The sequence below is a fragment of the Roseomonas sp. TF40 genome (assembly GCF_057219975.1).
Window position 1 is genome coordinate 1 of the sequence record NZ_JBXVVR010000013.1, and the last position, 25286, is coordinate 25286.

22 protein-coding genes and 1 tRNA gene are annotated in these 25286 nt (G+C 68.1%); 8 read left to right on the forward strand and 15 right to left on the reverse strand.

What is annotated here, in order from left to right; translation table 11 throughout:
* Window positions 1–2 precede the first annotated feature (2 nt).
* Window positions 3–76: transfer RNA gene (locus AC2D9U_RS23720), tRNA-Met, on the forward strand.
* Between the two features lie 537 nt (window positions 77–613).
* On the opposite strand, the gene AC2D9U_RS23725 is transcribed toward AC2D9U_RS23720, so the two are convergent.
* The 8 genes from AC2D9U_RS23725 to AC2D9U_RS23760 all read right to left on the reverse strand — a co-directional run bounded on the left by AC2D9U_RS23725 (window position 614) and on the right by AC2D9U_RS23760 (window position 9030).
* Window positions 614–1747: a recombinase family protein gene (locus AC2D9U_RS23725; RefSeq protein ID WP_484753976.1), complete on the reverse strand. Its 1134-nt coding sequence runs from the start codon at window positions 1745–1747 to the stop codon at window positions 614–616.
* Between the two features lie 61 nt (window positions 1748–1808).
* Window positions 1809–2903: a hypothetical protein gene (locus AC2D9U_RS23730; RefSeq protein ID WP_484753979.1), complete on the reverse strand. Its 1095-nt coding sequence runs from the start codon at window positions 2901–2903 to the stop codon at window positions 1809–1811.
* Window positions 2900–4684 carry a site-specific integrase gene (locus tag AC2D9U_RS23735; protein ID WP_484753981.1) on the reverse strand — a complete coding sequence of 595 codons (1785 nt, stop codon included), beginning with the start codon at window positions 4682–4684 and terminating at the stop codon, window positions 2900–2902. The genes AC2D9U_RS23730 and AC2D9U_RS23735 overlap by 4 nt, the downstream gene beginning before the upstream one ends.
* A 115-nt stretch (window positions 4685–4799) precedes the next feature.
* Entirely contained in the window at window positions 4800–4991 is a 192-nt protein-coding gene (locus tag AC2D9U_RS23740; protein WP_484753983.1) for a helix-turn-helix domain-containing protein, read from the reverse strand.
* A 13-nt stretch (window positions 4992–5004) separates the two neighbouring features.
* Window positions 5005–5184 (reverse strand): hypothetical protein, encoded by a 180-nt coding sequence (locus tag AC2D9U_RS23745; RefSeq protein ID WP_484753986.1) that lies wholly within the window; start codon window positions 5182–5184, stop codon window positions 5005–5007.
* 84 nt (window positions 5185–5268) lie between these two features.
* A complete protein-coding gene (locus tag AC2D9U_RS23750; RefSeq protein WP_484753989.1) occupies window positions 5269–6552 on the reverse strand; it encodes a hypothetical protein in 1284 nt (427 codons plus the stop codon).
* A gap of 789 nt (window positions 6553–7341) precedes the next feature.
* Window positions 7342–7647 carry a hypothetical protein gene (locus tag AC2D9U_RS23755; protein WP_484753991.1) on the reverse strand — a complete coding sequence of 102 codons (306 nt, stop codon included), beginning with the start codon at window positions 7645–7647 and terminating at the stop codon, window positions 7342–7344.
* Window positions 7648–7876: 229 nt separating this feature from the next.
* A protein-coding gene (locus tag AC2D9U_RS23760; protein ID WP_484753993.1) for an IS3 family transposase occupies window positions 7877–9030 on the reverse strand; the annotation gives its coding sequence in 2 pieces (ribosomal slippage) (window positions 7877–8763 and window positions 8763–9030; 1155 coding nt in all).
* 351 nt (window positions 9031–9381) lie between these two features.
* Here AC2D9U_RS23760 and AC2D9U_RS23765 point away from each other — a divergent pair.
* From AC2D9U_RS23765 to AC2D9U_RS23795, 7 genes are read left to right on the forward strand one after another with little or no spacing between them, the layout of a single operon-like run.
* Complete coding sequence (locus AC2D9U_RS23765; protein ID WP_484753995.1) at window positions 9382–10227, forward strand: phosphodiesterase; 846 nt, start codon at window positions 9382–9384, stop codon at window positions 10225–10227.
* A 10-nt stretch (window positions 10228–10237) separates the two neighbouring features.
* Complete coding sequence (locus AC2D9U_RS23770; protein WP_484753997.1) at window positions 10238–11542, forward strand: ABC transporter substrate-binding protein; 1305 nt, start codon at window positions 10238–10240, stop codon at window positions 11540–11542.
* A complete protein-coding gene (locus tag AC2D9U_RS23775; RefSeq protein WP_484753999.1) occupies window positions 11539–12459 on the forward strand; it encodes a carbohydrate ABC transporter permease in 921 nt (306 codons plus the stop codon). Before AC2D9U_RS23770 ends, AC2D9U_RS23775 begins: the two co-directional genes overlap by 4 nt.
* Window positions 12449–13324, forward strand: a complete 876-nt coding sequence (locus tag AC2D9U_RS23780; RefSeq protein WP_484754003.1) for a carbohydrate ABC transporter permease — start codon at window positions 12449–12451, stop codon at window positions 13322–13324. The genes AC2D9U_RS23775 and AC2D9U_RS23780 overlap by 11 nt, the downstream gene beginning before the upstream one ends.
* Window positions 13325–13339: 15 nt before the next feature.
* Window positions 13340–14419 carry an ABC transporter ATP-binding protein gene (locus tag AC2D9U_RS23785; RefSeq protein WP_484754006.1) on the forward strand — a complete coding sequence of 360 codons (1080 nt, stop codon included), beginning with the start codon at window positions 13340–13342 and terminating at the stop codon, window positions 14417–14419.
* The gene (locus tag AC2D9U_RS23790; protein ID WP_484754009.1) at window positions 14419–15216 is read left to right on the forward strand and encodes a tyrosine-protein phosphatase; all 798 of its coding nucleotides are present in this window, start codon (window positions 14419–14421) and stop codon (window positions 15214–15216) included. The genes AC2D9U_RS23785 and AC2D9U_RS23790 overlap by 1 nt, the downstream gene beginning before the upstream one ends.
* The gene (locus AC2D9U_RS23795) at window positions 15213–16826 is read left to right on the forward strand and encodes an ABC transporter substrate-binding protein (protein WP_484754012.1); all 1614 of its coding nucleotides are present in this window, start codon (window positions 15213–15215) and stop codon (window positions 16824–16826) included. The genes AC2D9U_RS23790 and AC2D9U_RS23795 overlap by 4 nt, the downstream gene beginning before the upstream one ends.
* A gap of 355 nt (window positions 16827–17181) precedes the next feature.
* Here AC2D9U_RS23795 and AC2D9U_RS23800 read toward each other — a convergent pair whose 3' ends face one another.
* From AC2D9U_RS23800 to AC2D9U_RS23830, 7 genes are all read right to left on the reverse strand, one after another.
* Window positions 17182–18057: an ABC transporter permease gene (locus AC2D9U_RS23800; protein WP_484754014.1), complete on the reverse strand. Its 876-nt coding sequence runs from the start codon at window positions 18055–18057 to the stop codon at window positions 17182–17184.
* Window positions 18057–18986: an ABC transporter permease gene (locus tag AC2D9U_RS23805; RefSeq protein WP_484754016.1), complete on the reverse strand. Its 930-nt coding sequence runs from the start codon at window positions 18984–18986 to the stop codon at window positions 18057–18059. Before AC2D9U_RS23805 ends, AC2D9U_RS23800 begins: the two co-directional genes overlap by 1 nt.
* Before the next feature lie 9 nt (window positions 18987–18995).
* Window positions 18996–21017: a dipeptide ABC transporter ATP-binding protein gene (locus tag AC2D9U_RS23810; RefSeq protein WP_484754021.1), complete on the reverse strand. Its 2022-nt coding sequence runs from the start codon at window positions 21015–21017 to the stop codon at window positions 18996–18998.
* Between the two features lie 4 nt (window positions 21018–21021).
* On the reverse strand, window positions 21022–22572 hold the full coding sequence (locus AC2D9U_RS23815) for an ABC transporter substrate-binding protein (RefSeq protein WP_484754024.1): 1551 nt from the start codon (window positions 22570–22572) through the stop codon (window positions 21022–21024).
* 82 nt (window positions 22573–22654) lie between these two features.
* Entirely contained in the window at window positions 22655–23536 is an 882-nt protein-coding gene (locus AC2D9U_RS23820; protein WP_484754028.1) for a metallophosphoesterase family protein, read from the reverse strand.
* A 10-nt stretch (window positions 23537–23546) separates the two neighbouring features.
* A complete protein-coding gene (locus AC2D9U_RS23825) occupies window positions 23547–24386 on the reverse strand; it encodes a carbohydrate ABC transporter permease (protein ID WP_484754031.1) in 840 nt (279 codons plus the stop codon).
* A complete protein-coding gene (locus tag AC2D9U_RS23830) occupies window positions 24379–25224 on the reverse strand; it encodes a carbohydrate ABC transporter permease (protein ID WP_484754033.1) in 846 nt (281 codons plus the stop codon). The genes AC2D9U_RS23825 and AC2D9U_RS23830 overlap by 8 nt, the downstream gene beginning before the upstream one ends.
* Between the last annotated feature and the right edge of the window lie 62 nt (window positions 25225–25286).

Below are 25286 nucleotides of genomic sequence, written 5' to 3' on the forward strand. Positions count from 1 at the left end.
ACCGCGGGGTGGAGCAGCCCGGTAGCTCGTCAGGCTCATAACCTGAAGGTCACAGGTTCAAATCCTGTCCCCGCATCCCACGTTGCCAGCACTTCTCCAGAACAGCCGTTCTCCACTCGGAGGGCGGCTTTTTTGTTACCTTTCTCAGCGCCACCCTCCCCATGTAGGAAGGCCGCAAGGTCGCCACGCAAGGTCACGCTGATCTCGCCGCGGCGCTCGCCTGGATGAATCAGGATTGCGTTGATCAGCCCGCGCAGCGCCTCCGTGGCTGCCATCGCAGTCGTGGGGTCGGCCAGGGCCTGCTCCAGCACCTCCACCCGGCGCCGATACAGCTCTGGCAGCCTGGGATGCAGGATCGGCATCGCCTCGGGGATCTCGGCCGCGGCGATCTCGGCGGCCAGGGCTGCACGCTGGTTCTCGATCGCCCTCAGGTCGGCCACCATTGCCGGGCTGCCGTGACCCTCCTTGATGAGGTCCAGGAAATTCCGAACCTGTCGGTCGAGCTTTGCGTGCCTGGCCTCGAGCCCAGCCCGGCGGGCACCGCGATCGCGATTCGCCGCATTCACCTCCTCGACATAGGCCCGGGCGAACTCCTCCACGAGCTCGGGCGCCATCAGCCGCTCCTTGAGCCCGACCAGCACCCGCTCCAGCAGCCTGTCCCGCAGCACGGTGCGGCGATTGGTACAGGTGCCGCGCTCGACATGGTTCGCGCAGGCCAGCCGGCCACCCGCGCCCGAGACGGACATTGGACCATCGCACAGCCGCAGCGCACGAGCCCGGCCAGCAGCCATTTCGGCCGCCGCGCCGCAGCCAGCCGCGCGCCGCGGTTCTTGGCCTCATCCTTGGACCCAGGTACCGGGCTCACCAGCCGCCTGGCCTCGCCCAGCCGATTTTCGACCGTGGTCCAAAGGTCCAGCTCGATGATCGCGAGTTCAGGCACGCGCGCCGTCACCCAGCTCCCCTCGGGGTTCAGCCGCGCCACCCGCTTGCCGGTGTCAGGGTCCTTTACGAAGCGCTGCCGGTTCCAGACCCGCTCGCCGATATAGAGCCGGTTGCGCAGTAGCCCCGAACCACGGGCAGCGCCCCCGCTCAGCAAGCCAGCCGTCCATTTGCCCCCACGAGGGCCGGGCACCTGCTCCGCATTCAGCATGCGGGCGATGGCGCGCGGGGACTGCCCGGCCGCATAGGCCTCGAACACCCGTACCAGCACCGCCGCCTGCTCGGGGACGATCTCCAACTCACCCGTCACGGGCGAGCCATCGGCCTTGAAGCCTCGGCGCGGCCTGCACCCGTAAGACAGGCCCCCGCCGCTCTTTCCAGCCCGGACCCGTCCCTCCAGGCCCCGATGGGTTTTCTGGCTGAGACCCTTGAGGAACAGCGCCGACATCGTGCCGCCCAGGCCGACATGCAGCTCCGAGATATCGCCCTCGGCCAGGGTCAGCACGCGCACCCCCCGGAACTGCATCTGCTTATGGAAGGCCGCGATGTGCTCCTGGTCGCGGCTCAGCCGGTCCAGCGCCTCGGCGAGGACGACGTCCAGCCTGCCGGCCTGAGCGTCGCCGAGCATCTGCTGGTAGCCCGGCCGCGCCGCGCTGGCTCCGCTCAACGCGCAGTCGGCATAGACCTCGACCACCTGCCAGCCCTCGCGCTCGGCCCGCGCCCGACAAACCCGGATCTGGTCGTCGATCGAGTTCTCGGACTGCATGTCCGAACTGTACCGGGCATAGATCGCGCAGCGCAGCGTCACGGAAGCGCTCCTCCGTAGGTCCTGGGGCAGGCGGGAATCGGGCTGAGCACCACCATAGCGGCTACTCGGCCGCCCGACGCGCGGCAAAGAGGTTCCTTGCCAGGGTCGCCGTCTCCTTGCGCTCCCGCTCCAGCGCCGAGAGAAAACGCCCAGCCACGGCCGCGCGCGGCCCGCGATCGTAGTGCCCGGCCCTCACAGAGGGCGTGATGCCCAGCACCGCCGTGCTGGCCTCGGCCGCCTCAGGGTCCTCGATCGGGCCCAGGGTGGCGATCCCATACCGAAAGCGGTGCGGCCCGAAGGCTTTACCTTTCCCGAACCGCCTCTCCGACCACCAGCGAACGCGGATGCCGACGCCGGGCTCGCGCAGCCTTTCGCCGCTCATACCAATCCAGAGCGCATCATCGATGCGACCACCCAGCAGTTCCGCCCGTTCGACCCCTACATAGCGATCCAGCACCGCCGAGACGCTGGCCGGCAGCCCATAGGCGAGCGGCTTGCCGGTCTTGATGTCGGCCTCCTCGAAGTCGATTTCCCAGCCGGCCTCCCCACGGCGGATATTCACGCCCAGGCGCAGCTCGGAGAGGCTACGCAGCCGGGGCGCGCGGGTGCCCAGCAGCGCGATCATCACCCCATCGCGAAGCATGACCCGGCGTCGCGCATTCCCCTTGAGCGACTTCGCCCGCTCGACCATGCCCAGGCCCCAATCCAGCATGGCCTTGGGGTGATGCACGGTGAGCGCGCGGCGGCGCATCGGCAGGCGCGCACGAATGGGGACACCGCCCGGACGTTCCAGCCAGTCGAAATCCTCGACCGGAGCCAACACCCGCATCGACACCCGCAGCTCGGCCAGGCGGCCCACCACCGTGTAGTCGGCGTTGCCGCGGGCCTGCATCGCGTCGATGAAGCCCGCCACGGCTTCCTCGGTGACCCGCGTGGCTGGCGCGGCGGTGGCCTCCAGGGCGCCGATCTCGGCGAGGTAGCCAAGCCAGCGGCTGTAGCCCCCCAGCGCCTTTTTCAGGGTGCGCGGAGCAATGGTGTCCGCGTAGCGTCGCTGCGTGAAGCGTCGGCGCGTCCCGGGTTCGGTATTGGCCGTCCAGAGCTTGCGATCGCCCTCGGGCCAGTCCGCGAAGGGCAGGCAGATGCGGGGCCCGCTCATGACCGACGCCCCGGCTTGCGGGCCTTGCCCTTGCCCCAGCGGGCGGCAGCCACCGCGCGGGTCGACTGCCGTTCCTGCAGCACGACCTTGTCGAAGCGCATGGCCGCCGCCTCGGCCTCGAAGGCGACGTAGTTCGCGATGGTGGTCTCGACGCTCTTATGGCCGAGCACACGGCGGACGTCCTCATAGGCGCCCGGATGGGCCTTGAGGTAGAGCCAGGCGGCAAAGTGCCGAAGCAAATGCAGGTTCACCTGCGCGCCAGTCTCCTCCTCGATCGTGGTCACCACCCGCTCCGCGAGCCGCCCACCGCTCAGCGCCCCCTGTGGCCCCGGGAAGAGCCAGAGGTTCTCCGGGGTCGAGACTGCGGGGCGGAATTCGCGAATGTAGCTCTCCACCAACGCAGCCGATTCGGCCGGCAGGGGCCATTCGAAGGGAACATCGTTTTTCATGTCGTCGGGCTGCAGGACCAGGTGGGTGATGCGGCGGCCGCGCGCGCCCAGCCGCTGAAGGTGTTCATCCAGCCGCAGGGCCAGCAGGCTGCCGCGGCGCAGGGGACAGTTCAACAGGATCTCGAGCGTCGCCGCCTCCATGGCCATACGGCCGGCCTCCGGGTCGCCAGGACCGATGGCGCGGGCGCGGCGCATGAGCTCGGCCGGCAGGTGTAGCAGCAGGGCCCGAGTGTGCGGCTGGATCAGGGCGCGCAGCCGATCGCGGTTCTTGCGGGTGATGCCCGCGCACCGCTTGCTCTGGGCAGAGCGAGCGAAGCTCCTGATCGCCTCCATCTCCGCCGAGTCCAGTTGGACGTGATGGGCGGCGACCTGACGCAGCGTCTCGGCCACGACGGCGAGCTGGCTGCCCACTGGATTCTCCTCCCCCGTGCGCTCGGCCTGCATGTCGGCGAGGCGGTCCAGGACGATGCAGACACGTTCCAGCGGGTGGACGAGATCCTTCAGGGAGGTGAGCTCGGCAGGCGGGATGCCCGACTGGACGAGCAGCCCCGCGGCCTGACGCAGGGCAAACAGCCGCGTCGCGACCGTCGCCGGACGCCGGCGCCGATGTGCGGTCTTCGAGATCGCGAAGCGGCCCCCGCTGCCGCCGATGCGGTGCTCAAAGCGCATGATCTCGGTCTGGAGGCTTTCGGGAAAGGCCGTGAAAGGCAGGGTATAGGGGGTGCGCCGGACTGGGGCAGCGAGGCGTTGTGTCGGCCACCCGGGCAGACCCGCCGCCACGCAGGCGTTCCAAGCCGAGCTCAGCGTTCGGCCGAGCTCAGCGGTTCTGGCCGCGAGCGTCGTGGCCTGGCGCTCGGTCAAGAAGGCGGCGAGGTGTTCGTCCCGAACCTCGCTGGGCAGCACGCCGGCGCCCCCGCAGAACCGCCCAAAGCGGGTGAGGGCCGCCTGCCGCGCTTTGTAGGGCACCACTTCCAGGATCGCCGCCCAGGCCGACGGCAGCTCCGGGTGCACGCGCCGATGCGGGGCATGCCGGCCGAGCCCGCGAAGCACCGCGCGGAGCAGCGAGACAACATTCCGAAGGCGGCCTTTGGAGATAGCGAAGGCGGCCGCCGGCCGCTTGAAGAGCCGCTCATTGAGCCAGGCGGGATCGCAGGGGATCGCCGCCGGCGGCAGACCCAGCATGCGCGACGCGGTCTGCAGAGCCGAAGCCATGTCGGCGCGGCTCTCTTCGGAGAGATGGGTCCAGCCCGCGCACTGGTTCAGAGCCTCGGCGAAGCTCGGCACGCCGTTCTTGGCCGGCAGGATGAGGGGCAAAGGGGTGTCATATGGCATGGTCAGATCCTCGGTTGGTCGTTTGCGGCCAGGTGCGGCCAATCGTGATCCCGTAGCGCAATTCCTCACCACGAAGAGCGACGCGGAGGGTGCACGAAACGGCACAAGCCACTGATCAGGAACGTTTATTCTCGCCATTAGCGTCGGCGCCGGTGTCAGGTTCCAGGGGCATGCCCAGGGCCTCCAGGAGGGCGCTTTCGGGGATCCACACCGCGCGCCCCAGACGCGCCGCCTGCAGCCTGCCCTCCTGGATCCAGCGACGAACGGTGCGGGTGCTGCGGCCCGTGTAGGCGGCCACCTCGGCCATGCTCAGCAGTCGATCAACGGGCCTCGACATCGTGCTGACCCCGCTCCATCGCCGCCCGGTGCTGCGCGATGTCCTCCCGCGCCGCCTGCCTGCCCATCGCGCGCGCAAGCGTCCGCAGCGCCGTGTGCACGGCCGCCGAGGGCCGATGGGCGGCTTCGGTCTGCTCGGTCGATTCGGGGGTGGTCGCGCTCATGGCGACCGATCAGTTATCGCCCAGAGATCAGGGGCGCGAGCGAACCTTGCTCCAGAAAATCACCAAAACTGTTGGATCGTTCTTTCAGTAGGCTAGGCGACTGCCGTGCAGATCGACCTTCTCGCCTGCATGCGCGGGCGTCAGCCCCGCCATGGTCGCCGCCAGGGCCTGGGCCTGCAGCGCGAGCGACCTCATCTCGCTCGGCGGCAAGGAGGGATCCGTGGACCAGCCCGGCATGATGAGGGAGACGATCACCCCTTTTGCCGCGACCGAAAGCGCGATCTCCCGAACAAGGGCGTGCTGAGCAGCGCCGGCTGCCCGGAGCGTGGCCACCGGATCGTCGAAGCCACTTGCGATGAGGGGCGCCAGTGGAGCAATCACGACCACGCGCTGAGGCAGGCAGGCCGACCCACGCGCGAGCACCTCACGAAGGGCGCGGTGAGGCTCCGAGGCAAGCGCCGCGTAAAGCACCGGCGGGTTGCTCATCAGCCCCTTGCCCTCCTTCGCATTCCTTGGCGCCACGATGACGGTCTCGATGGGCTGGTCGTTGAACCCGCCCAGGAGTTGCGCATCTACCTCTGCTGCGTCCGCGCCATCGCGCGCGGGCCACGCGATTGTCTGGGTATCGACCCCTGCCTCCTTGTAATGCGTCGCCAGCGCCGACCCCAGCTGAGTGTCGACGCCGATGATCAGCACGCTGACGGGCGTCTCTCGAGAGCTATTTGCCTCGGCGTGTGCGGGCCGGCGATAGCCGCTGTGCGAGGGCAGCAGCTCAGCAACCGCATGGCGAACTGTCTCCTCTCCGAATGAGCAGGGGGGACCCGCGAAGAGCGATGTGGCCAATGCGCCGAAACGGCCCTCGACCCTGCCTTGCGTAGGATCACTGCCGCCGTGGCGTCGCCAGATCTCACGAAGATCCTCAAGGCCCCTTGTCAAGGCTGGCGAGCGTGCTGGTCGCCCCCTGCCGGTCGCACCGATCGCGTCGGCATCCTTCCCAAGAGCATCACCGAACAGCCGCAGCGCCCTGGGCGCCCCGTGTACGGCCTGAAGCTTTCGGTGGAGGGGCTCGAAGGCGAAGTCAGCCAGGTACCCATCGCCCATCTGCGAGGCGACCTTGGAGGCTGCGTGAAGCAGGGTGACATCGTCGAGCTGGGCCAGGATGCCGCCCAGCTTTGCCGAGGCCTTGCTTGCCCTGCACAGGATCTTGCGGCGCTCTGCGGCAGGGCCGCGACAGTGCCCAGTCTGCTCATCACGCAGAACAAGCGCGACAAGCCCCTCGAGTTCACTCGCAGCCGAGATCTGGCCGAGATGGTTACTTGCGATTTCACCAAAATTCGGCGGCCCCGCGGCGTGATGGCTGTTTGGCATCGTCTCCGTCTCCTCGGTGTCGGCGGCTTCAGGCGCCTGCACACCCCCTCTCTATGTTCTGCACGGTCGCGACTCTCCCAACTGTCTGTGACCGACCGTGTGAGGAGTGCCTGATCCCCTTTAAGTCGTTCCCGGCAGCCGGATGATCTGGTGGTGAGGCTCGGAGCTCTGGGCAAAGCGGGACCAGCCCCGCGACCTGCGCGAGGTGGCCCGCTTCCCAAGCAAGATGTTCCGGCGGAGCCGGCCCCTCGCCCAGGGCCTGAACCTCCCGAAGGACGGAGGTTCAGCACGCTTGCTTCTTCACGAGGGCTGTCCTCACCCCCGGGCGGCCATGGGCATCAAGCGTTCGCGGTGCCCTTCCTGGTGTATGTCGCCAGCCCTACAGTTCCAGGCTGGGTCGACGCGCTGCCGTCAAACAAACCGACCACGCCGACACGCCGCCGGATTCGATTCCGCTTGGCAACCCCTCACCTAGGAGGGGAATTGAGTCATGTCACCAATAGAAGATCCCTTTCCGGCCGACAAAATATAATTCTTTTGTAAGGGCAATCAGGAGTTAACCGTAGGTTTCGCCGAGCAAGGTTTGGCGAAACTGTCGGTTGACTGGCATTACCTGGTGGCTCGGCAAAACAAGATTTGCCAGCTTCGCTGGTTTACGGGGTTTGGGTAACACTGGGGCGTCAGGCGGGCGCCCTGCTGCCGCAATCGGAGGCGCCCATCATCCCGGCGCCCGGAGCGGCGCCCCCTGAACGCAGAAAAGGCCCCATCCGGGTGGATGGGGCCTCTCTGTCAGGGGTTGTCCTCGGTGGCGGTGACGGCGGCGATGACGGCGCGGCGGCGCTGGGCCATGCTGGCCTCCACCGCCTGGAGCCGCTGCACGGCCTCGATGAGGTGTGCGGTGGCGCGCTGCCAGGCCTCGCCGACCTCCTGCTGCGTGGCCCAGCCGGGAGGACGCAGACGCGCCTCCTCGGTCAGGTGCATCCGGGTCACCTCGGCGAGCCGATGGACGACCCGCTCGAGGTCACTGTAGTCGTTCAAAACGTCGAGCGCTTCGACGCGCGGGGGCGCGACGACGCCCGATTGGGCTTCGGTCATGATGTGTCTTCCTGTTTATGGGGAATGGAGGGCTGCCGATTCGGTCATCCGTCCGGGCGCCGCAGGAGATCAATGACCTCCTCGGCCCACCATAAATAATAACGATAACGCATCATTCAAGCGCCGCGAGGCCTATAAGCGGTCAAATAGTTTCGAAATCAGCACAAGACGCCCCGTAAACCCTCACCAAGCCTCTGACCAGCCCCCATCGAGCGGTCCGGGCGGAATTTTAGAGGGCCATCGCCGCCGCGCCTGCTCCTGAGCTGATCTGCGACCTGGCCGCGGGCGCCGTCTCTGGGGCGGGCGGGCGGTATCCCAGCGACGAGTGCGGCCGCACCCGGTTGTAGTGCCGGCGCCATTCCTCGATCAGCACCTGCGCTTCCTTGAGCGTGTTGAACACCTCGCCGTTCAGCAGCTCATCGCGCAGCTTGCCGTTGAAGGATTCGACGTACCCATTCTCCCAGGGACTGGCCTTCTCGATGTAGGCGCTCCGTGCGCCGACGCCGGCGATCCACGCCTTCACCGCCCCGGCGATGAACTCAGGCCCCTGGTCCGAGCGAATATGCGCCGGCGCCCCGTGCGCGAGGAACAGGTCCGCCAGCACGTCGATCACGTCGGACGAGGTGAGCTTCCGCGCCACCCGGATCGCCAGTGCCTCGCGCGTGAACTCGTCCACCACGCACAGCATCCGGAACTTCCGACCTTCCAGCGTCCGGTCCTCGACGAAGTCATAGGCCCAGACGTGGTTGGCACGCTCCGGCCGCAGCCGGATGCAGGACCCGTCCGCCAGCCACAACCTGCCGCGCTTCGGCTGGCGCTGCGGCACCTTCAGCCCCTCGCGACGCCAGATACGCTCCACACGCTTGCGGTTCACCGACCAGCCCGCATCCCTCAGCAAGGCCGTGATCCGACGATAGCCATACCGCCCGTAGCGCTTCGCCAGCTCGATGATGTCCGCCGTCAGCGAGGCTTCGTCGTCGCATCCGCGTGGCGCCTGCCGCTGCGTCGATCTGTGCTGCCCCAACACCGCGCAGGCCTTCCGCTCCGACACGCCGAGCTCACGTACGACGTGCTCGACGCAGGCCCGCCGTCGGGTGGGGCTCACCACTTTCCCGAAGCAGCTTCCTTCAGAATGACCTTCTCGAGCGTCAGATCCGACACCGCCTTCCGCAGCCGCGCGTTCTCACGCTCGAGCTCCTTCAGCCGCTTCACTTGGTCCAGCTTCAGACCGCCGAACTCCGTCCGCCAGCGGTAGTAGGTCGGTTCCGTCACCCCGATCGCCCGCACCGCTTCGGCCACCGTCTTCCCTTGGCCGATCAGCACCTCCGCCTGCCGGAGCTTCGCCACGATCTCCTCAGGCGTGTGCGCCTTCTTCCGCGCCATCCCAAACACCCCTTCCGCTGCCGCCGGACTACATTACCGGCGGACCGCTTCTACGGGGGAAGGTCAATCTGAGCCACGCCACTGAACATGATCGGCAGCGCCGGCATTATCAGGATTCCTGGCGCCTTGAGGGCTAGCCTCTCCACGAAGTGAAGGCTCCTGGCAGCGTAACTCAAACCAGACAGCCTTCGGCAGACCCGGTGCAGCTTAGTGGACGTCCGCTCGATTCATCGAGCCTTGGTGGCAACAACAATCGCCGCGCTCGCACCCGTCACCACATATCAACAAAAGCAAGATCGTCCTGTCATGGCCCATGCGTAACCAATCCACTCGTGTGGGGGGCATAGCGACGTGAAAATCTACATCATCTCGGACATCCATCTGGTCGCGCCGGGTGCGACCTCGAAGGGCATGGATAGTGCGCAGCGCCTGCAATGGGCGTTCGACGACCTGGCCACGAACCATGCAGATGCCGCCTTGTGCGTGCTACTCGGCGATCTTGCCGACCATGCCGAGGCCGAAGCCTATCGCACCCTGCGCGGCATGATCGCGAGCGTCCGCACGCCGGTGATCACGCTGCTCGGGAACCATGATGATCGCGCAACATATCTGGCCGAGACGCCCGAGGCCGAGACCGATGCCGATGGCTTCGTGCAGGCCGTGCGCGACACGCCCATGGGCCGGCTCATCTTCCTCGACACCGCCGAGACCGGCTACGTCACCGGTCATCTCTGCGCCAGGCGCCAGGCCTGGCTCTCCGCGCGGCTGGATGAGGCGGCGGGCCAGCCCGTCTATCTGTTCATGCATCATCCGCCCTTCGACATTGGTGCGAAGGTCGATCAGCTGAAGTTCAAGGATGGCGAGGCCCTTGCCGCGATGATCGCCCGGCACGGCCAGGTGCGCCACATCGCCGCGGGGCATACGCATCGGATCTGCGGCGGCACCTGGCGCGGCACCGCTTTCAGCAATCTCGGCTCCACCACCTACAACACCGGCGTGCACCTGATCGGCATGCCGGGCTCCGGCGCGCGCTACAGCGAGAGCGTCAATGTCGGCGTCATGCTGGTGAGCGATGAGCAGGTCGTGCTGCACGCGCATGACGTGAACCCCTATCGCCAGCCGCTGCCTATGGTGCTGTTCCCGCAAAAGCGCCTTGAGGAAATCTACGCCCGCGGCGGCAAGCTGGCAGCGGATTGAGGCAATCCCGATGACGATGCCCTTCGGCCGCTCGGCCTTCCTTCGCCTGGGTGCCGCCGCCGCGGCGGGCCTCGCGGCGCCGGCGCGGGCGCAGCAGATTCCGCCGCGCAGCACCACGCCGGTGACGATCTCCTTCTACAACTACAACCTGGCCACGGCGGGGCTCGGCGCGCAGGCGACGCGTGACCTGATCCGCGGCTTCATGCAGGCCAACCCGCATATCCGCGTCGAGGGCGTGGGCGTGACCTCGGGGCAGATCCTCGCGCGCACCCAGGCCGATGTCGCGGCGGGCCGGCCGCCGGATGTGGCGCAGTTGATCTTCAGCGATCTCGATTTCATCGCCAACAGCCTCGGCGTGAAGCCACTGGAGGACATCATCCCAGCCGAGGAATGGGCCGAGCACACCGCCGGCATGGTTCCGAACGGCCTGCGCCTGGGCGCCATCCAGGGGCGGGTCTACGGCATCCCCTATGTCTTCTCGACACCGGTGCTGTTCTACAACGCCAATCTGTTTCGCGATGCCGGGCTGAACCCGGACCAGGCGCCCCGCAACTGGGATGATGTGAAGCGCGCGGCGCTGCAGATCCGCGAGCGCACGCGGCGCAACGGCGTGTTTCCCGGCATCTACTCCTCATTCGATTGGCTGGCGCAATCGCTGGTGCTGTCCAATGGCGGACGCGTGCTCTCGCCGGATCGTCGCCGCCTGATGTTCGGCGAGGCCGAAACGGTCGAGGCTCTGACCATCATGCGCGACCTGATGATCAGCGGCGCCCATGCCCGCCTTGGTGAGGCCGAGGCGATGGACGCCTTCGGCAGTGGCAATCTGGGCATGGTGCTGACAACCAGCGCGCGCCAGCACGCCTTCCTCAGTGCCTCGCGCAACCGCTTTGAGATGCGCGCGGCGGCGATGCCTGCCTTCGGCGACAAGCCGACGCGGCCCACCAATTCCGGCTCGGCGCTGTTCATCCTGGCGCGCGATCCGCTGAAGCAACGCGCCGCCTGGGAACTGATGAAGTACCTGACCACCCGCGAGGCCTATACCGTGATCACCAGCCGCATCGGCTACCTGCCGCTGCGCCTCGACATCGTGGATGACCCGAACTTCCTCCAGGGCTGGGTGCGGGAAAACCCGCTGGTGGTGCCGAACCTTGAGCAACTCACGCGGCTGGAGCCCTGGGAAGCCTATCCCGGCCCCAACTATCTTCAGATCAGCCGCATCTTCGTCGCCGCGGTGAATGAGGCGGTCTATGGCAATGCCGATATCGCCACCGTGATGCGCGATGCGCAGACACGGGCGCAAGCCCTGATGCCGTGACAGCCAGCGTCGTCAGCCTGAAGCAGCGCCGCCCGCCCGCGCAGCACAAGGCGGTGGCGCTGGCGTTGCTGGCGCCGGCGACCCTCACCCTGGTCGCCTGGACCTATTGGCCCCTGGTCGAGAGCTTTCGCCTGAGCTTCTTCCAGTGGAACATCCTGCCCACCACGCCGCAGGTCTTCGTCGGCCTGGAGAATTACCGCCGCCTGCTGGACCTGCCTGAGATCAACACGGCCGCGCGCAACACGGCCATCTACACCTTCGGCCTACTGCCGCTGACCATCCTGCTGCCGCTGGCGGTGGCCCTGGCGTCACAGCGCCTGGCGGGCCCGCTGCGCAATCTCTATCGCGGGCTGATCTTCCTGCCGATGATCATGGCGCCCGTTGTCGTCGCCATCATCTGGCGCTGGCTGCTGCATCCCGATCACGGCTTGGTCAATCGCGGCATCACGGCCTTCGGCGTGGATCCCGTGCGCTTCCTGCAGGACCCCGACATCGCCATCTGGACCATCCTGTTCATCACCGGCTGGAAGCTGATCGGCTTCTCCACCATCCTGATCGCAGCTGCCATCGCCGGCATCGACCGCCATCTGAGCGAGGCCGCGCGGCTCGATGGCGCGACCGAGTGGCAGGTGACGCGCGAATTGACGCTGCCGATGCTCTCGCCGGTGCTGCTGTTCCTGACCATGTTGACCGTGCTGCACGGCGCGCAATGGAGCTTCGTCTATATAAACGTGCTGACGCAGGGCGGGCCGCGCCAAGCCACCACCAACCTCTACTACCTGCTGTGGGACTACGGCTTCGGCACCTTCGCCATCGGCTGGGCAACGGCGGCGGGGATGTTGCTCTTCGCGCTGTTCGGTGTCGCGGCCGCCATCTGCATGCGGCTGATGAGCCGCTATGCCGTCTATGAACGCTGAAGCCCCCGCCATCACCCTGGCGGCGCCGCGCAGCGTCGCGCCGCCGCGGCGCGGTGCGCGACCGCCGAGGGAATTCGGTGCCCATGTGATGCTGAGCCTGCTCAGCCTGATCTCGGTGTTCCCGATCTACTGGATGCTCGTCTCGGCGCTGCGGGCCGATGACGACATCTTCTCGACCGACCTCTGGCCGGCCGCACCCAGCCTCGACAATTTCGCCTATGTCATCGACAGCATCCCGATCGGCGGGATGATCCTGACCACCTTCATGGTCGCCGCGGTTTCGACCATGCTGCAACTCGTGACCGGGCTGCTCGCCGCCTATGCCTTCGCGCGCTGGCGCTTCGCGATCGGCCGCGTCCTGTTTGCGCTGCTGACCGTGACCTGGCTGATCCCGGCGCAGGTCATCATGGTGCCGAACTTCGTGCAGGTCTCGGCCCTTGGCCTGCTCGATACGCCCGGCGCGCTGATCATTCCCCACGCTGCCTCGGCCTTCGCCATCATGATCCTCTACCAGGCGATCCGCAGCTTCCCCGAGGAGCTGATCGATGCGGCACGCCTGGATGGCGGCGGGCACATGACGGTGCTGTGGCGCGTGATGGTGCCGAACATGCGCCCCGCGCTCGCCTCGCTCGGCATCCTGCTCTTCATCTCCTCCTGGAACGAATATTTCTGGCCGCTGTTGGTCACCCGCAGCGTCGAGAACGCCGTGGTGCAGATCGGCCTGCAGATGTTCATGACGCAGGAGGGCGACCAATGGGGCCCGATGATGGCGGCGGCCTCGCTGGTCAGCCTGCCGGTGCTCGCGCTCTACCTCGTGCTCCAGCGCCAGATCATCGAGAGCTTCGTGAAATCCGGCATTCGCTGACGGAAAGGACAGGCCATGGCGCGCATCGCCTTCGAGAAAGTCGTCAAGCGCTTCGGTTCGACCACCGCCGTTGCGGGCTTCGACCTGCGGGTGGAGGATGGCGAGTTCGTTGTGCTCGTCGGCCCGTCGGGCTGCGGCAAGACCACCACGCTGCGCATGTTGGCCGGGCTTGAGGCCGTCACGCAGGGCACCATCCTGGTCGATGGCCGGGACGTGACGGATGTGCCGCCGCGCGCGCGCAACATGGCCATGGTGTTCCAGAGCTACGCGCTCTACCCGCATCTGACGGTGGCCGAGAATATGGGCTTCGCATTGAAACTGTCCGGCATGGGCAAGGCCGAGATTGCCAAGCGCGTCGCCGACGCTGCGGCGCTGCTCGAGATCGGGCAGTTGCTGGACCGCAAGCCCTCGCAGCTGTCGGGCGGGCAGAAGCAGCGCGTGGCGGTGTGCCGCGCCATCGTGCGCAGCCCCGCGGTGTTCCTGTTCGATGAGCCGCTGTCGAACCTCGACAGCCAGCTTCGCGCCACCGCGCGGGCCGAGATTCGCGCGTTGCAGCGGCGCATCGGCACGACCTCGGTCTATGTCACGCATGATCAGGTGGAGGCGATGACCATGGCCGACCGCATCGTCGTGATGCGCGACGGCTTCGTGCAGCAGATCGGCACGCCGCTCGAGATCTTCGAAGAGCCCGCCAATGTTTTTGTCGCCGGCTTCATCGGCAGTCCGGGCATGAACCTGTTGCCGGCGAAGTTCGCCGATGGCCTGCTGCATCTGGGCGATGCGGCGCTGCCGATCATTCTCCCGGGACCGCCACGCGACCTCATTGTCGGTCTGCGCCCCGAGGCGCTGCGGCCGCAGGCGGCGGGCGCGCTGTCGCTTTCGGCAGATACGGTGGAGATGCTCGGCGCGGAGTGCCTGGTGCATGCCCGCCTCGCCGGCGCGCCACTGCTGCTACGCCTGCCGCGCGAGGTCGCGCCGGCCAGTGGCAGCTTCGCGCGCTTCGGCTGGGCGCCCGGCGCGCTGCATCTGTTCGAGGCCGCGGATGGCCGGCGGATCAAGACCGATCACCATGCCACAGCGCTGGAGACCGCGTGATGCAAGGCAGCCCTTCGCTACCGCTCGTGCACGCAATTCCGGGCATCCAGAACCTCCGCGACGCCGGGGGACGCCGCACAGCCGACGGCCGCCGGCTGCGCATGGGCCGTCTGTTTCGCGGTGCGCATCCGGGTGGCCTCGACGAGGCAGGTTGCGCTGCGCTGGCGTCGCTCGGCATCACCACCGTGATCGATCTGCGCGGGCGCGAGGAGGCCGCGCGGCAACCGATGCGCGCGACAGCCGGCGTCATGCGGCTCGCCTTCCCGATCGAGCCGCGCGACACGGCCCCGCTCAACGCCCTGGCGGAGGCGGGGAAGGCAACGCCCGAAGCCATGCGCGCGTGGATGATCGCCGGCTACCGCCGCTATGTCGCCGAGGAATCCGCCGCCTTCGCCGAGGCGATGGCAGCGCTGGTCGAGCATGTCGGGCGCGGCGTCATGGTGCATTGTACCGCCGGCAAGGATCGCACCGGCTTCCTGGTGGCCAGCGTGCATCTGGCACTCGGCGTGCCGATGGCGGCGGTGATCGATGACTACATCGCGACCGATCGCTTCTGGCAGCCGCCGCCAGCCAGGCCCGGCGTGGCCGAGGCCACCCATCGCGCCCTTATGGCCGCCGATCCAGGCTTCCTGGCGGCTGCCTTCGCCGAGGCTGAGATGCGCCATGGCGCCCTCGACGCCTTTCTCGAAGCGGGCCTCGGCCTCTCGGCAGCCCGCCGGGCCAGCCTGTCGGCTGCGTTGCTCACGGAAGCCTCGACCGAAGCCCAATCCCACACCAAGCAGGAGGACTCGCCATGAGGTTACCCATCAGGACGGGGCTGCTCGCGGCGGCGATCGCGCTGGTTGCCCCCGAGGTGTCGGCCCAAACGCCACGCCCGGTTGTGACCGTCGCGGTGCAGGGGCTCAGCACCACCGGCGCGCTGGAGCCGGCCCGCGAGACCTCGAATGTCGCCACGCGAATCTTCGGCTCGCTTTTCGACAATCTGATCGACAGCGATCGTCAGGGCGATCTCTCGCTGCGTCCGGGCATCGTCGAGAGTTGGCGCCGCATCGATGACCGCACCCTCGAATTCCGGCTGCGGCGCGGCGTGCTCTTCCATGATGGCACCGAGATGACGGCCGAGGATGTCGCCTTCTCCTTCGGCCCCTTGCGCATGTGGGGCAATTCGCGCGCCGATCTGTTGGAAGGCGTGGATCCGGCGCTGCGCGCGCGTGCCGCGCAGGTGCCGGGCGACGTCACCGCGGTGTCGCGACGCTTCTATCCGGCGCTACGGCATTTCGAGATCGTTGACAGCCAAACGATCCGCTGGGTCAACGCCACGCCCGACGTGACGCTGGAAGGCCGTCTCGCGCGTGAGGGCGCCGCAATCCTGTCGCGCCGCGCCTTCGCGCGCAGCGCCGATTGGAACGCCTGGCAGCGCGCCCCGGTCGGCACCGGACCCTATCGACTGCGTGAGTATCGCCCCGATGTGCAGGTGGTGCTCGAAGCGCATGACGCCTACTGGGGCGGCGCCCCGCCGGCGCGGGAGATCCGCTTCGTCGTGGTGCCGGAAGTGGCCGGCCGCGTCGCCGGGCTGCTCAGCGGCGCCTATGATTTCATCACCGATCTGCCGCCGGACCAGTTCGACTCGGTGCGCGCCGACCCGCGTTTCGAGGTGGTGGGCGGGCCGATCCTGAACCACCGCATGATCGTCTTCGACACCAGCCACCCCGTGCTGCGCGATGCGCGGGTGCGCCGCGCCATGACCCATGCGGTGAATGTGCGCGCCATCACCGCCTCGGTCTGGAATGGCGAGGCGGAGCCCGCGCCGGGCCTGCAATGGGAATTCTATGGCGCCATGTTCCTGCCCGACTGGACCGCCCCCGCCCACGACCCCGCCCTGGCCCGCCAGCTTCTGGCGGAGGCGGGCTATGCCGGCCAGCCGATCCCCTTCCGTGTCCTCAACAACTACTACACGCTTCAGGTGGCGACGGCGCAGATTCTCCAGGAAATGTGGCGCGGCGTCGGCCTCGATGTCCGCATCGACATGCGCGAGAACTTCGCGCAGATCTACGACCGTCGCACGCAGCGCGGCATCCGCGACTGGTCGAACACCGCCCGCTTCAACGACCCGGTCGGCTCGATGAATTCGCAGCACTGCCAGGAAGGCGGCCAGCAGCAGCAGGGCGAGTGGACCAACGCCGAGTTCAACACCCTCTGCACGCTGCTCGAGACGTCGACCGACCCGGTGGCGCGCCGCGCTGCCTTCCGCCGGATGCTCGAGATCATCGAGCGCGAGGATCCGGGCTATGTGCTGCTGAACCGCTCGGTGCTGCATTACGGCAAGCGCCGCGACATCGCCTGGCGTCCCTCACCGACGCAATCGATGGATTTCCGGCGGGAGAATCTTGCATTCGGGGCGCGGTGAAGCGCGCCGGCGGATGCGTTCGCATAGTGCCGAGATCGCACAGGCCCGGCGGTGTCGCAACGTTCCGGGGGACTCGGCGGTGCGCCGCTCGTGGCTGGCCGTCTGCTGCCGTGGGAGTTGTCGATCGGGGCGAGGAGGCTCCCGGGCGGGGCGCCGGCCTGGTGCAGGTCACGGTGGCGCCACAGCCACTCATCGGCCGCGTCTGGTGCGCCGAGCGGTGCGTCGCCAGATGGCTTGATCGGTGAGGGGTTGTGAATTAATGCCCGAAAGCGCCAAATGCGCAGGAAAAAGCCCAATGATATCAACGGGCATTAATGCACAAACTCGATTCTATCACAGCCTCTGAGCGCGCGATTTACAGGTTCAGCCGCGAATCCAGTCGATCCCGCAGCGCATCGCCCGCCAGGCTCATCGCCAGCGTGGTCAGGAAGATGACCACACCCGGCACCACCGGCAGCCACCACGCATCGGCCACGTAATCGCGCCCGAAGCCGAGCATGTTGCCAAGGCTCGTCAAGGGCGGCTGGATGCCCAGGCCGAGAAAGCTCAGCCCGCTCTCCAGCAGGATGATCTCGGGAAAGCCGAGCGTGAAGTTCACGATCAATGCCGCCGCGATGTTCGGCAGGACGTGTCGGCGATAGATCAGCAGCGGCGGCGCGCGGAAGCCGCGCAAGGCGGTGACATAGCCCTGCTCCATCTCGGCCAGCACCAGGCTGCGCGTCAGGCGCGCATAGCGTTCCCAGCCATGCAGCCCGATCACCACGACGAACAGCACGACGTTGTTGCCGAACAGCGCCAGGACGCCGAGCGCGACCACCATGAAGGGCATCGCCGCCTGCAGATCGACCAGCGCCATGCACACCGAATCCACCACGCCGCGCAGATGCGCGGCCAGGAAGCCCAGCGTGATGCCGAAAGCTGCCCCGATCAGCGACCCGGCCAGGGCCACCGCCATGCTAATCTGGATCGAGTGCAGGAGGCGGCTGAGGATATCGCGCCCCAGATGATCCGTGCCGAGCAGATAGGGCCACTCACCACCCATGCCCACCGGCGGCAGCAGCCGCGCTTCCAGGCTTGTCGCGCGATAGTCGAAGGGGGCTACCAGATGCGCGGTGAGTGCCGCGCACAGCACCAGCGCCAGCCAGGCAAAGGCAAGGTTGAGCAGAATGTCGCCGGCAAGACGCCGCGACCTGCTCTTCGGCACGGGCGCGTGGCGCATACCCTGGTCCATCACGCCCCCGTGGCGGCATGGAGCCGCGGATTGAGCCAGGCGGAGAGCAGATCCACGATCAGGTTGGCGCTCACCATCGTCGCCGCCACCATCAGCACGATCGCCTGCACCACGGCCAGGTCACGCAGCTTGACGGAATCCACCAGCAACCGGCCCACGCCCGGCCAGGCAAAGATGCTCTCGGTAACGATGGCGCCGGCCACCAGCCCGCCCACCATGAAGCCCAAGATCGTCACCAGCGGGATCGCGGCATTGGGCAGCGCATGGCGCCAGCGAACCCGCGCCTCGGTCAGTCCTGCGGCGCGCGCGCCACGGATATAGGGCTGCCCCAGCACCTCCAGCATCGCCGATCGCGCGAAGCGCGCCAGCACGGCAGCCCAGGATGTGCCGAGCGTGACGGCCGGCAGGACAAGGTGCCAGACGGTACCGGCGCCATGGCTAGGCAGCCAGCCATACTGCGCCGCGAAGACCAGGATCAGCAGCACGCCGAGCACGAAATTCGGGATGCAGAAGCCGCTGACTGCGCCGAGCATCACGAGGCGATCAGCCAGGCTGTCGCGCGCCAGCGCCGCCGCCATGCCGGCAGGGATACCGATGAGTACCGCCAGCAGCAGCGACACGCCGCCAAGCTGCAAGGTGTAGGGCAGACGCCCCATCACCAGCTGCCAGGCCGAGGAACCATCCTGCGACGACAGGCCGAAATCGCCCTGCAACAGGCTGCGCAGGTACAGCAGGTACTGAACGCCCAGCGGTTGATCGAGACCCCAAAGCGCGCGATAGCGGGCGATTGTCTCCGGGCCGACATTGTCGCCGAACAGAATTTCCGCCGGATCGCCCGCCAGTCGCAGCACCACGAACACCACCGTGACCGCCAGCAGCAGCGTCGCCGCCGCGCGCACCAGCTTGCTGGCGACCCAGGCGCCGTTCATCGCCCGGCCTCACGCATCGCCATGCACCACATGGCAGGCAACCGCCTCACCGGGGGAAAGCGCGCGCAGGGCCGGCGCTTCGACGCGGCAGCGCGGCCGCGCCTGAGCGCAGCGCGGATGGAACCGGCAGCCGGGCGGCGGGCGCAGCGGGCTAGGCGGTTCGCCAGGCAGCGGCGGCTGCGAACGGCGCGCCCCCACGGCCGGGGACGGCACCGCAGCCAGCAATGCGCGGGTGTAGGGGTGTTGGGGCGCGCCGAACAGGCGCGCGGCGGGGGCAGTCTCCACGATCCGGCCGGCATACATCACCGCGACGCGCCCGCAGATCCGGCGCACGACGCGCAGATCATGGCTGATGAACAGCAGCGTCAGCGCCTCGCGCGCCTGCAACTCGGCCAGCAATTCGATCACCTGCGCCTGCACCGAGACATCCAGCGCGGAGAAAGGCTCGTCCGCGATCAGCAGCGGCGGGCGCAGCGCCAGGGCACGCGCGAGCACCACGCGTTGCCGCTGCCCGCCGCTCAGCCGATGCGCGAAGGCTTCCGCCAGCGTGGCGTCCAGCCCCACCGCATGCAGCAGACGCAGCACCTCCGCCCGGCGCGAGGCGGCATCGCCGATACGGTGGATCTCCAGCGGCTCGGCGATCTGCGCGGCGATGCGCTGCCGCGGATCCAGGGCGCCGAGCGGGTCCTGGAAGACAAGCTGCGCGAAACGCGGTGCAGGCACGCCAGCCGCCGCGCCGCGCTCGGGCGCAAAGCGCAGTTCTCCGGCGCTCGGGGCGAGCAGGCCCGCGATCATGCGGGCCACGGTCGATTTGCCGCAACCGCTCTCGCCCACCAGGCCGAGGGTTTCGCCCCGGTGCAGCGTGAAGCTGACGCCGTCCACCGCCTGGACGGCGGCACCGCGCGCGAAGAGTCCCAGCACCCGCCGCGGGGCGTAGCAGAGGCCCAGCGCCCGCGCCTCGACCATCGGCGCGCCGAGGCGATCGGCGCCGGCCTCCAACCGCACCAGTCCGGGCGCCGCCGGCGGGCCATCCTGCGGATGCAGGCAGCGCAAGCCACGCGCCCCGTGCCGCTCCAGGCGCGGCACGCCGAGCTCGCAGGCTCGCGTTGCGCGATCGCAGCGCGGCGCGAAACTGCAGCCGGGTGGAAGCTGGCCGGGCTGCGGCAGCGCACCGGGCATGGCCGACAGGCGCGCGACCACCTGCTCGATGCGCGGCAACGAGGCGAGCAGGCCGCGCGTATAGGGATGGCGCGGCGTGGCGAAGATCTCCGCGGTCGGTCCCTGCTCGACGATGCGCCCGGCATACATCACCGCGACGCGCGCGCAGCTTTCGGCGATCAAGCCGAGATCGTGGCTGACCAGCACCATCGCCATGCCGGTCTCGCGCTGCAGGTCGCGCAGCAGCTCCAGGATCTGCGCCTGCGTCGTGACATCCAGCGCGGTGGTCGGCTCATCCGCGATCAGCAGCTTGGGCTTGCCGGTCAGCGCCATCGCGATCATCGCGCGCTGGCACATGCCGCCCGAAAGATGATGCGGGTAATCCTCCAGCCGCTGCGCCGGATCGGCGATGCCGACCCGCGCCAGCGCGGCGATCGCCGCCGCCTGCAATGCCGCACCGCCCAGACCCTGATGCCGCACCAGCCTTTCGCGCAGCTGCCAGCCGATGGTCTGCGTCGGGTTCAGTGCCGCCGCCGGGTCCTGGAACACGATGGCCATGCGCCCGCCGCGCAACGACTGCAGCCGCGCCAGTGAGATGCGGGCCACATCCTCGCCGCCAAAGGCGATGCGGCCACCGATCTGCGCTTCCGCCGGCAGCAGCCGCAGAGCGGCGAGGCAGGTGACGCTCTTGCCGCTGCCGCTCTCGCCCACCAGGCCGAGCGTCTCGCCCGGCAGGATGTCCAGGTCGATGCCGTGCAGCACGCGAACCCTGCCGCCGCCGCGCGCCGCGAAATCGACCGTCAGCCGCGACAGCGCCAGCAACGGCGCGGCCTCGACCTGCCTCACCGGTGGCGCGGCGAGCGCCAGGGTCATTCGCTCAGCGCCGGGCGATCGCAAGCTGCATGCGCGGCCAGTGACCGTTGGCCGGCGTCCACGCCAGGTCGCTGCGCGCGATGTGGAAGGCGGCGGTGGTGTGCAGCACCAGGACCGCCGGATCATCCCATTCGATCAGGCGCAGGATGCGACGCCATGCTGCCTTGCGGACCGCCGGGTCGATGGTCGCCATCATCTCGTCCCCGAGCCGGTCGACCTCGTCATTCTGCCACCACCGGTGAGTCGCGGAGACGAAGCCGCCACGGCCGAACTGGCCCAGGATCGGGAATGGATCGGGGAAGTCGTCGTAGTTCATCGACGTATTGCGGATGTCGAGCGGTGCCGTGTTCACCTGCGCCCGGTTCTCCACCACGTTGAGCCGCACATTGATGCCCACGGCGCGCCACATCTCGACCATCGCCTCGGCGGTCGCGACCTCGTTGATGTAGTAGTTGTTCATCAGCGTCCAGTTCAGCGGCTCGCCCTTGTAGGCGGAGGTCGCCAACTGGCGGCGCGCCTCAGCAGGATCGAAGGTCGCGGCGTGCGGCCAGTCGCGGTCCTCGATGCGCATCGCGCCCATCGTGGGCCACTGCATGCCCTCGGGCACGGTCGGGTGGCCGCCCCACAAGGCGCGGGTGATGCGCTGGCGATCGATGGCGAGGCCGAGGGCGCGGCGCAGCGGCACGTCGCGCATCAGCGGGTTGTCGCGCCGCGACAGGTAGATCGCGCGCATGTTGTTGACCGGGCCACCGACCGCGCGGGCTTCGCGGCGCCCCTGCACGCGGCGCAGTTGATCAACCGGAATGTCCGCCGCGATGTCGAGGCTGCCGGCGATGACGCCGGAGATGCGTGTGGAGACCTCTGGGACAACCTGGAAGACCAGACGCTCGAATTGCGGCTTCGCGCCCCAATAGGCACCATGCGCGTCCAGGATGACATGGCGGCCCGGCGTCAATTCGCGCAGGCGATAGGGGCCGGTGCCGACGCTGGCGCGCATCCAGGCCTCGAAGCTGCCCGCCGCCAGATAGGCGCGGCGGTTGATGATCGCGGCTGCCCATTGCGCGAACAGCGCTTCGATCACCGGGTTGTCGGCGCGCATCACGACCCGGGCGGTGTAGCGATCCACCGCCTCGACGCGCTCGATCGGGCCCATGTAGCGGCCAAGCTCCCCGCGCGTCGGCGCGTCCGCGTTCAGCAGGCGTTCCGGCCCGAAGGTGAAGGCCACGTCCTCGGCCGTCATTTCGTCGCCATTGTGGAACATGACACCGCGCCGCAGATGGAAATCCACCGTACGGCCATCGACGCGATTCCAGCGCTCGGCAAGCACCGGCTTGAGGCGCCCGGGCGTGTCGAAATCCACCTCGACGAGGTTCTCGAACATCTCGCCGACCACCTTGCCCTGGTGGATGCCGACATCGAAGGCGGGCTCGGCGCCGACGGAGACGCGGTTGACCCCGATGTTCAGCACGCGGGGCGTCTGCGTGGCGGCGATGCCCGGCAGCAGGGCGCCTGCGGCCAGGGCGGGAACCAGACCAAGCTGGCGTCGTGTCGGCATCATTGCGGGTACCTCCCTGACGATTCCTAACTGGCCTGCGCGATTGCGGCGTGACACGTCGGCGAAGATCGCGTGACGCGGGTTACGACTCCTTCGGCCGCACAGCCGCGAACGCTGCACGCAAAGGCGGTGCCTGCATCGGGCCGCCATGTTCGAGCGACACGACATAGCTCTCATGGCGCGTCAGCCAGTCGCGGCCGAGCAGCCGCTGGCGCGTGCGCCGTCCGTCGAGCCGGTGCTCGACGAAGCCGACGTCGCGCAGCCCCCAATTCTTCGCGCTCGGCGCGCCGTTCACCGATGCGGTGGATGGGCACCAGACATGCCGCACGCCATCGAGATCGAAGGCACGCCATTGATGCTTGTGGCCGCTGGCGACCAGGCGCAGGTCGCGCCCGGCAAGGGCCGCGAGCACGCCGCGCCGGGCTTCGAGGTCGAGCGAGGATTGGTCCATCGCCGTCTCGCTCGGGTGATCCATGAAGAGCGGCTTGTGCAGGAAGAGCGCAACGGGTGCGGCAGAGTCGGCCTGTGCCAAGGTCTCGTGCAGCCACGCCTGCTGCTCGGCCTCCGCCGCGAGGCCCGGCGCGTTGAGGATCTGCGCGTTGAGCCCAAGCAGCAGCCAGCCATCCAGGCTGAGCGACCAGCGATCCGCGCCGAAATGGCGCTGCCATCGCGCAAGGCGCGCCGCATCCACGCGCTTGGCCATCGCACCGGAGACCAGATTGTCGCCGATGTCGTGATTGCCCGGCAGCACGCGCCAAGGGGCCGGCAGACGTTCGAGCTGTTCGCGCGCGAAACGGTGGTCATCCTCCACATCGGGGTCGGACAGCACGACATCGCCGGTGACGAGGATGAGATCGGGCGGGTCAGCCGCCAGAATCTCCAGCACCTGTTCCCAATTGTCCTGATGGAAGGCGCGTGCGGCGGAGAGATGCGGGTCGGAGAGCTGGATGAGGCGAAGGCTCATGGGGGACACGTCAACCTTTCAGGCCGGCACTGACGAAGGTTTCGAGGATGCGGCGCTGGAACCACAGGAACACCGCCATGGCCGGCAGGCTGACCAGCACGACACCGGCCATGAGCGGGCCGAGGTCGTCGCCGCGCTCGGCGTCGAGGAAGCGGCGGATGCCGATCTGCACGGTCATCGCGTGCTCGCTCTCGGTGATGACCAGGGGCCAGAAGTATTCATTCCAGCAATCGATGAACAGCAGGATGGCGATGGCCGCCAGGGCTGGCTGGATGTTGGGCAGGATCACCAGCCACAGCGCGCGCCACGGCCCCGCGCCATCGATCGCGGCGGCGTCCAGCAGGTCGCGCGGGAAGGCAAGCATGTGCTGGCGCAGCAGGAACACGCCGACCGGTGCCGCAAGGTTGGGCACGATCAGCCCCCACCAGGTATCGAACCAGCCGAGCCAAGAGATCATCAGGTAGGTCGGCAGGAAGGTCAGGCTGTGCGGCAGCATCATCGCCCCCAGCGTCAGGGCGAAGAGCAGGTCGCGGCCGCGGAACTCGAAGCGCGCGAAGGCATAGGCAGCGAGCAGCGCGATCACCAGCTGGCCGCCGACGCGCAGCGACGTCGTCGCCACGCTGTTCCAGAAATACAGGCCGAGCGGAATCTTGTCGAAGACCTCAACATAGTTCCCGCCCGTGGGTGATTGCGGCCAGGGCAGGCCGCCATGGATCTCGATGGCGGGCTTCAGGCTGGTGGCGATCACCAGCAGCAGCGGCACCACGATCGACAGCGAGGCCAGGAACAGCACCATGTTGCCCAGCGCCCGCCAGGGCGGCGTCAGCGTCAGCGGCGCGGTGTCACGCATAGTGCACCCGCCGGCCGAGCAGCCAGGCCTTCAGCGCGGCCAGTGCACCGAGACCCACGAAAAGCAGCAGTGCGGTGGCCGAGGCGAAGCCGATGTTGAAGCTCTCGAAGGCCATCTCATAGGCGAGGTAGAAGAGGTTGGTGGTGGCGTTGGAAGGCCCGCCGCCGGTCATGATGTTGATCGGCGTGAACACCTGCTGCACGGTGAACAGCACCGAGGTGATCGCCACGAAGTAGATGGTGGGCGAGAGCAGCGGCAGCAGCAGGCTGCGGGTGATGCGCCAGTCGCTCGCCCCATCCAGGCGCATGGATTCGATCAGCTCGCGCGGGATGGAGGCGAGGCCCGCCAGGTAGAGCAGCGCGTTGAAGCCGATCACCTTCCAGGCGGAGATGCCGATGATCGCGTAGATCGCGGTTGCCGCGTCGGACAGCAGCGGCGGCATCTGCAGCCCCAGGGGCCGCAAGCCCGATTGCAGCATGCCCATCACCGGGTTCAGCATCCAGATCCATACGATCGAGACCACGACGAAGGACAGCAGCGTCGGCACGAACAGGATGGAGCGGTGCAGCGCCGCCATGTGGGCACCCGCGCACCAGACGAAGACGGCGATCGGGATCGGCAGCAGGACCTTCAGGGGCAGCGACAGCGCGATGTAGATCAGCGTGTTCCAGGCGGCCTGCGCGAAGGAGGGGCTGCGGAACAGGCCGCTGTAGTTGGCCAGACCGACGAAGCGATCGGGCTCGAACAGACGGACATCCACCACGCTGAGATAGATCGTATGCAGGAGCGGCCAGTAGGTGAAGGCCGCGAGCAGCAGCAGCAACGGTGAGAGCAGCATCCAGGGAAGCAGGCGCCGCAGGCGGTGCGCGCTGGCCGGCCTTGCCCGGCTAGCACCCGCAG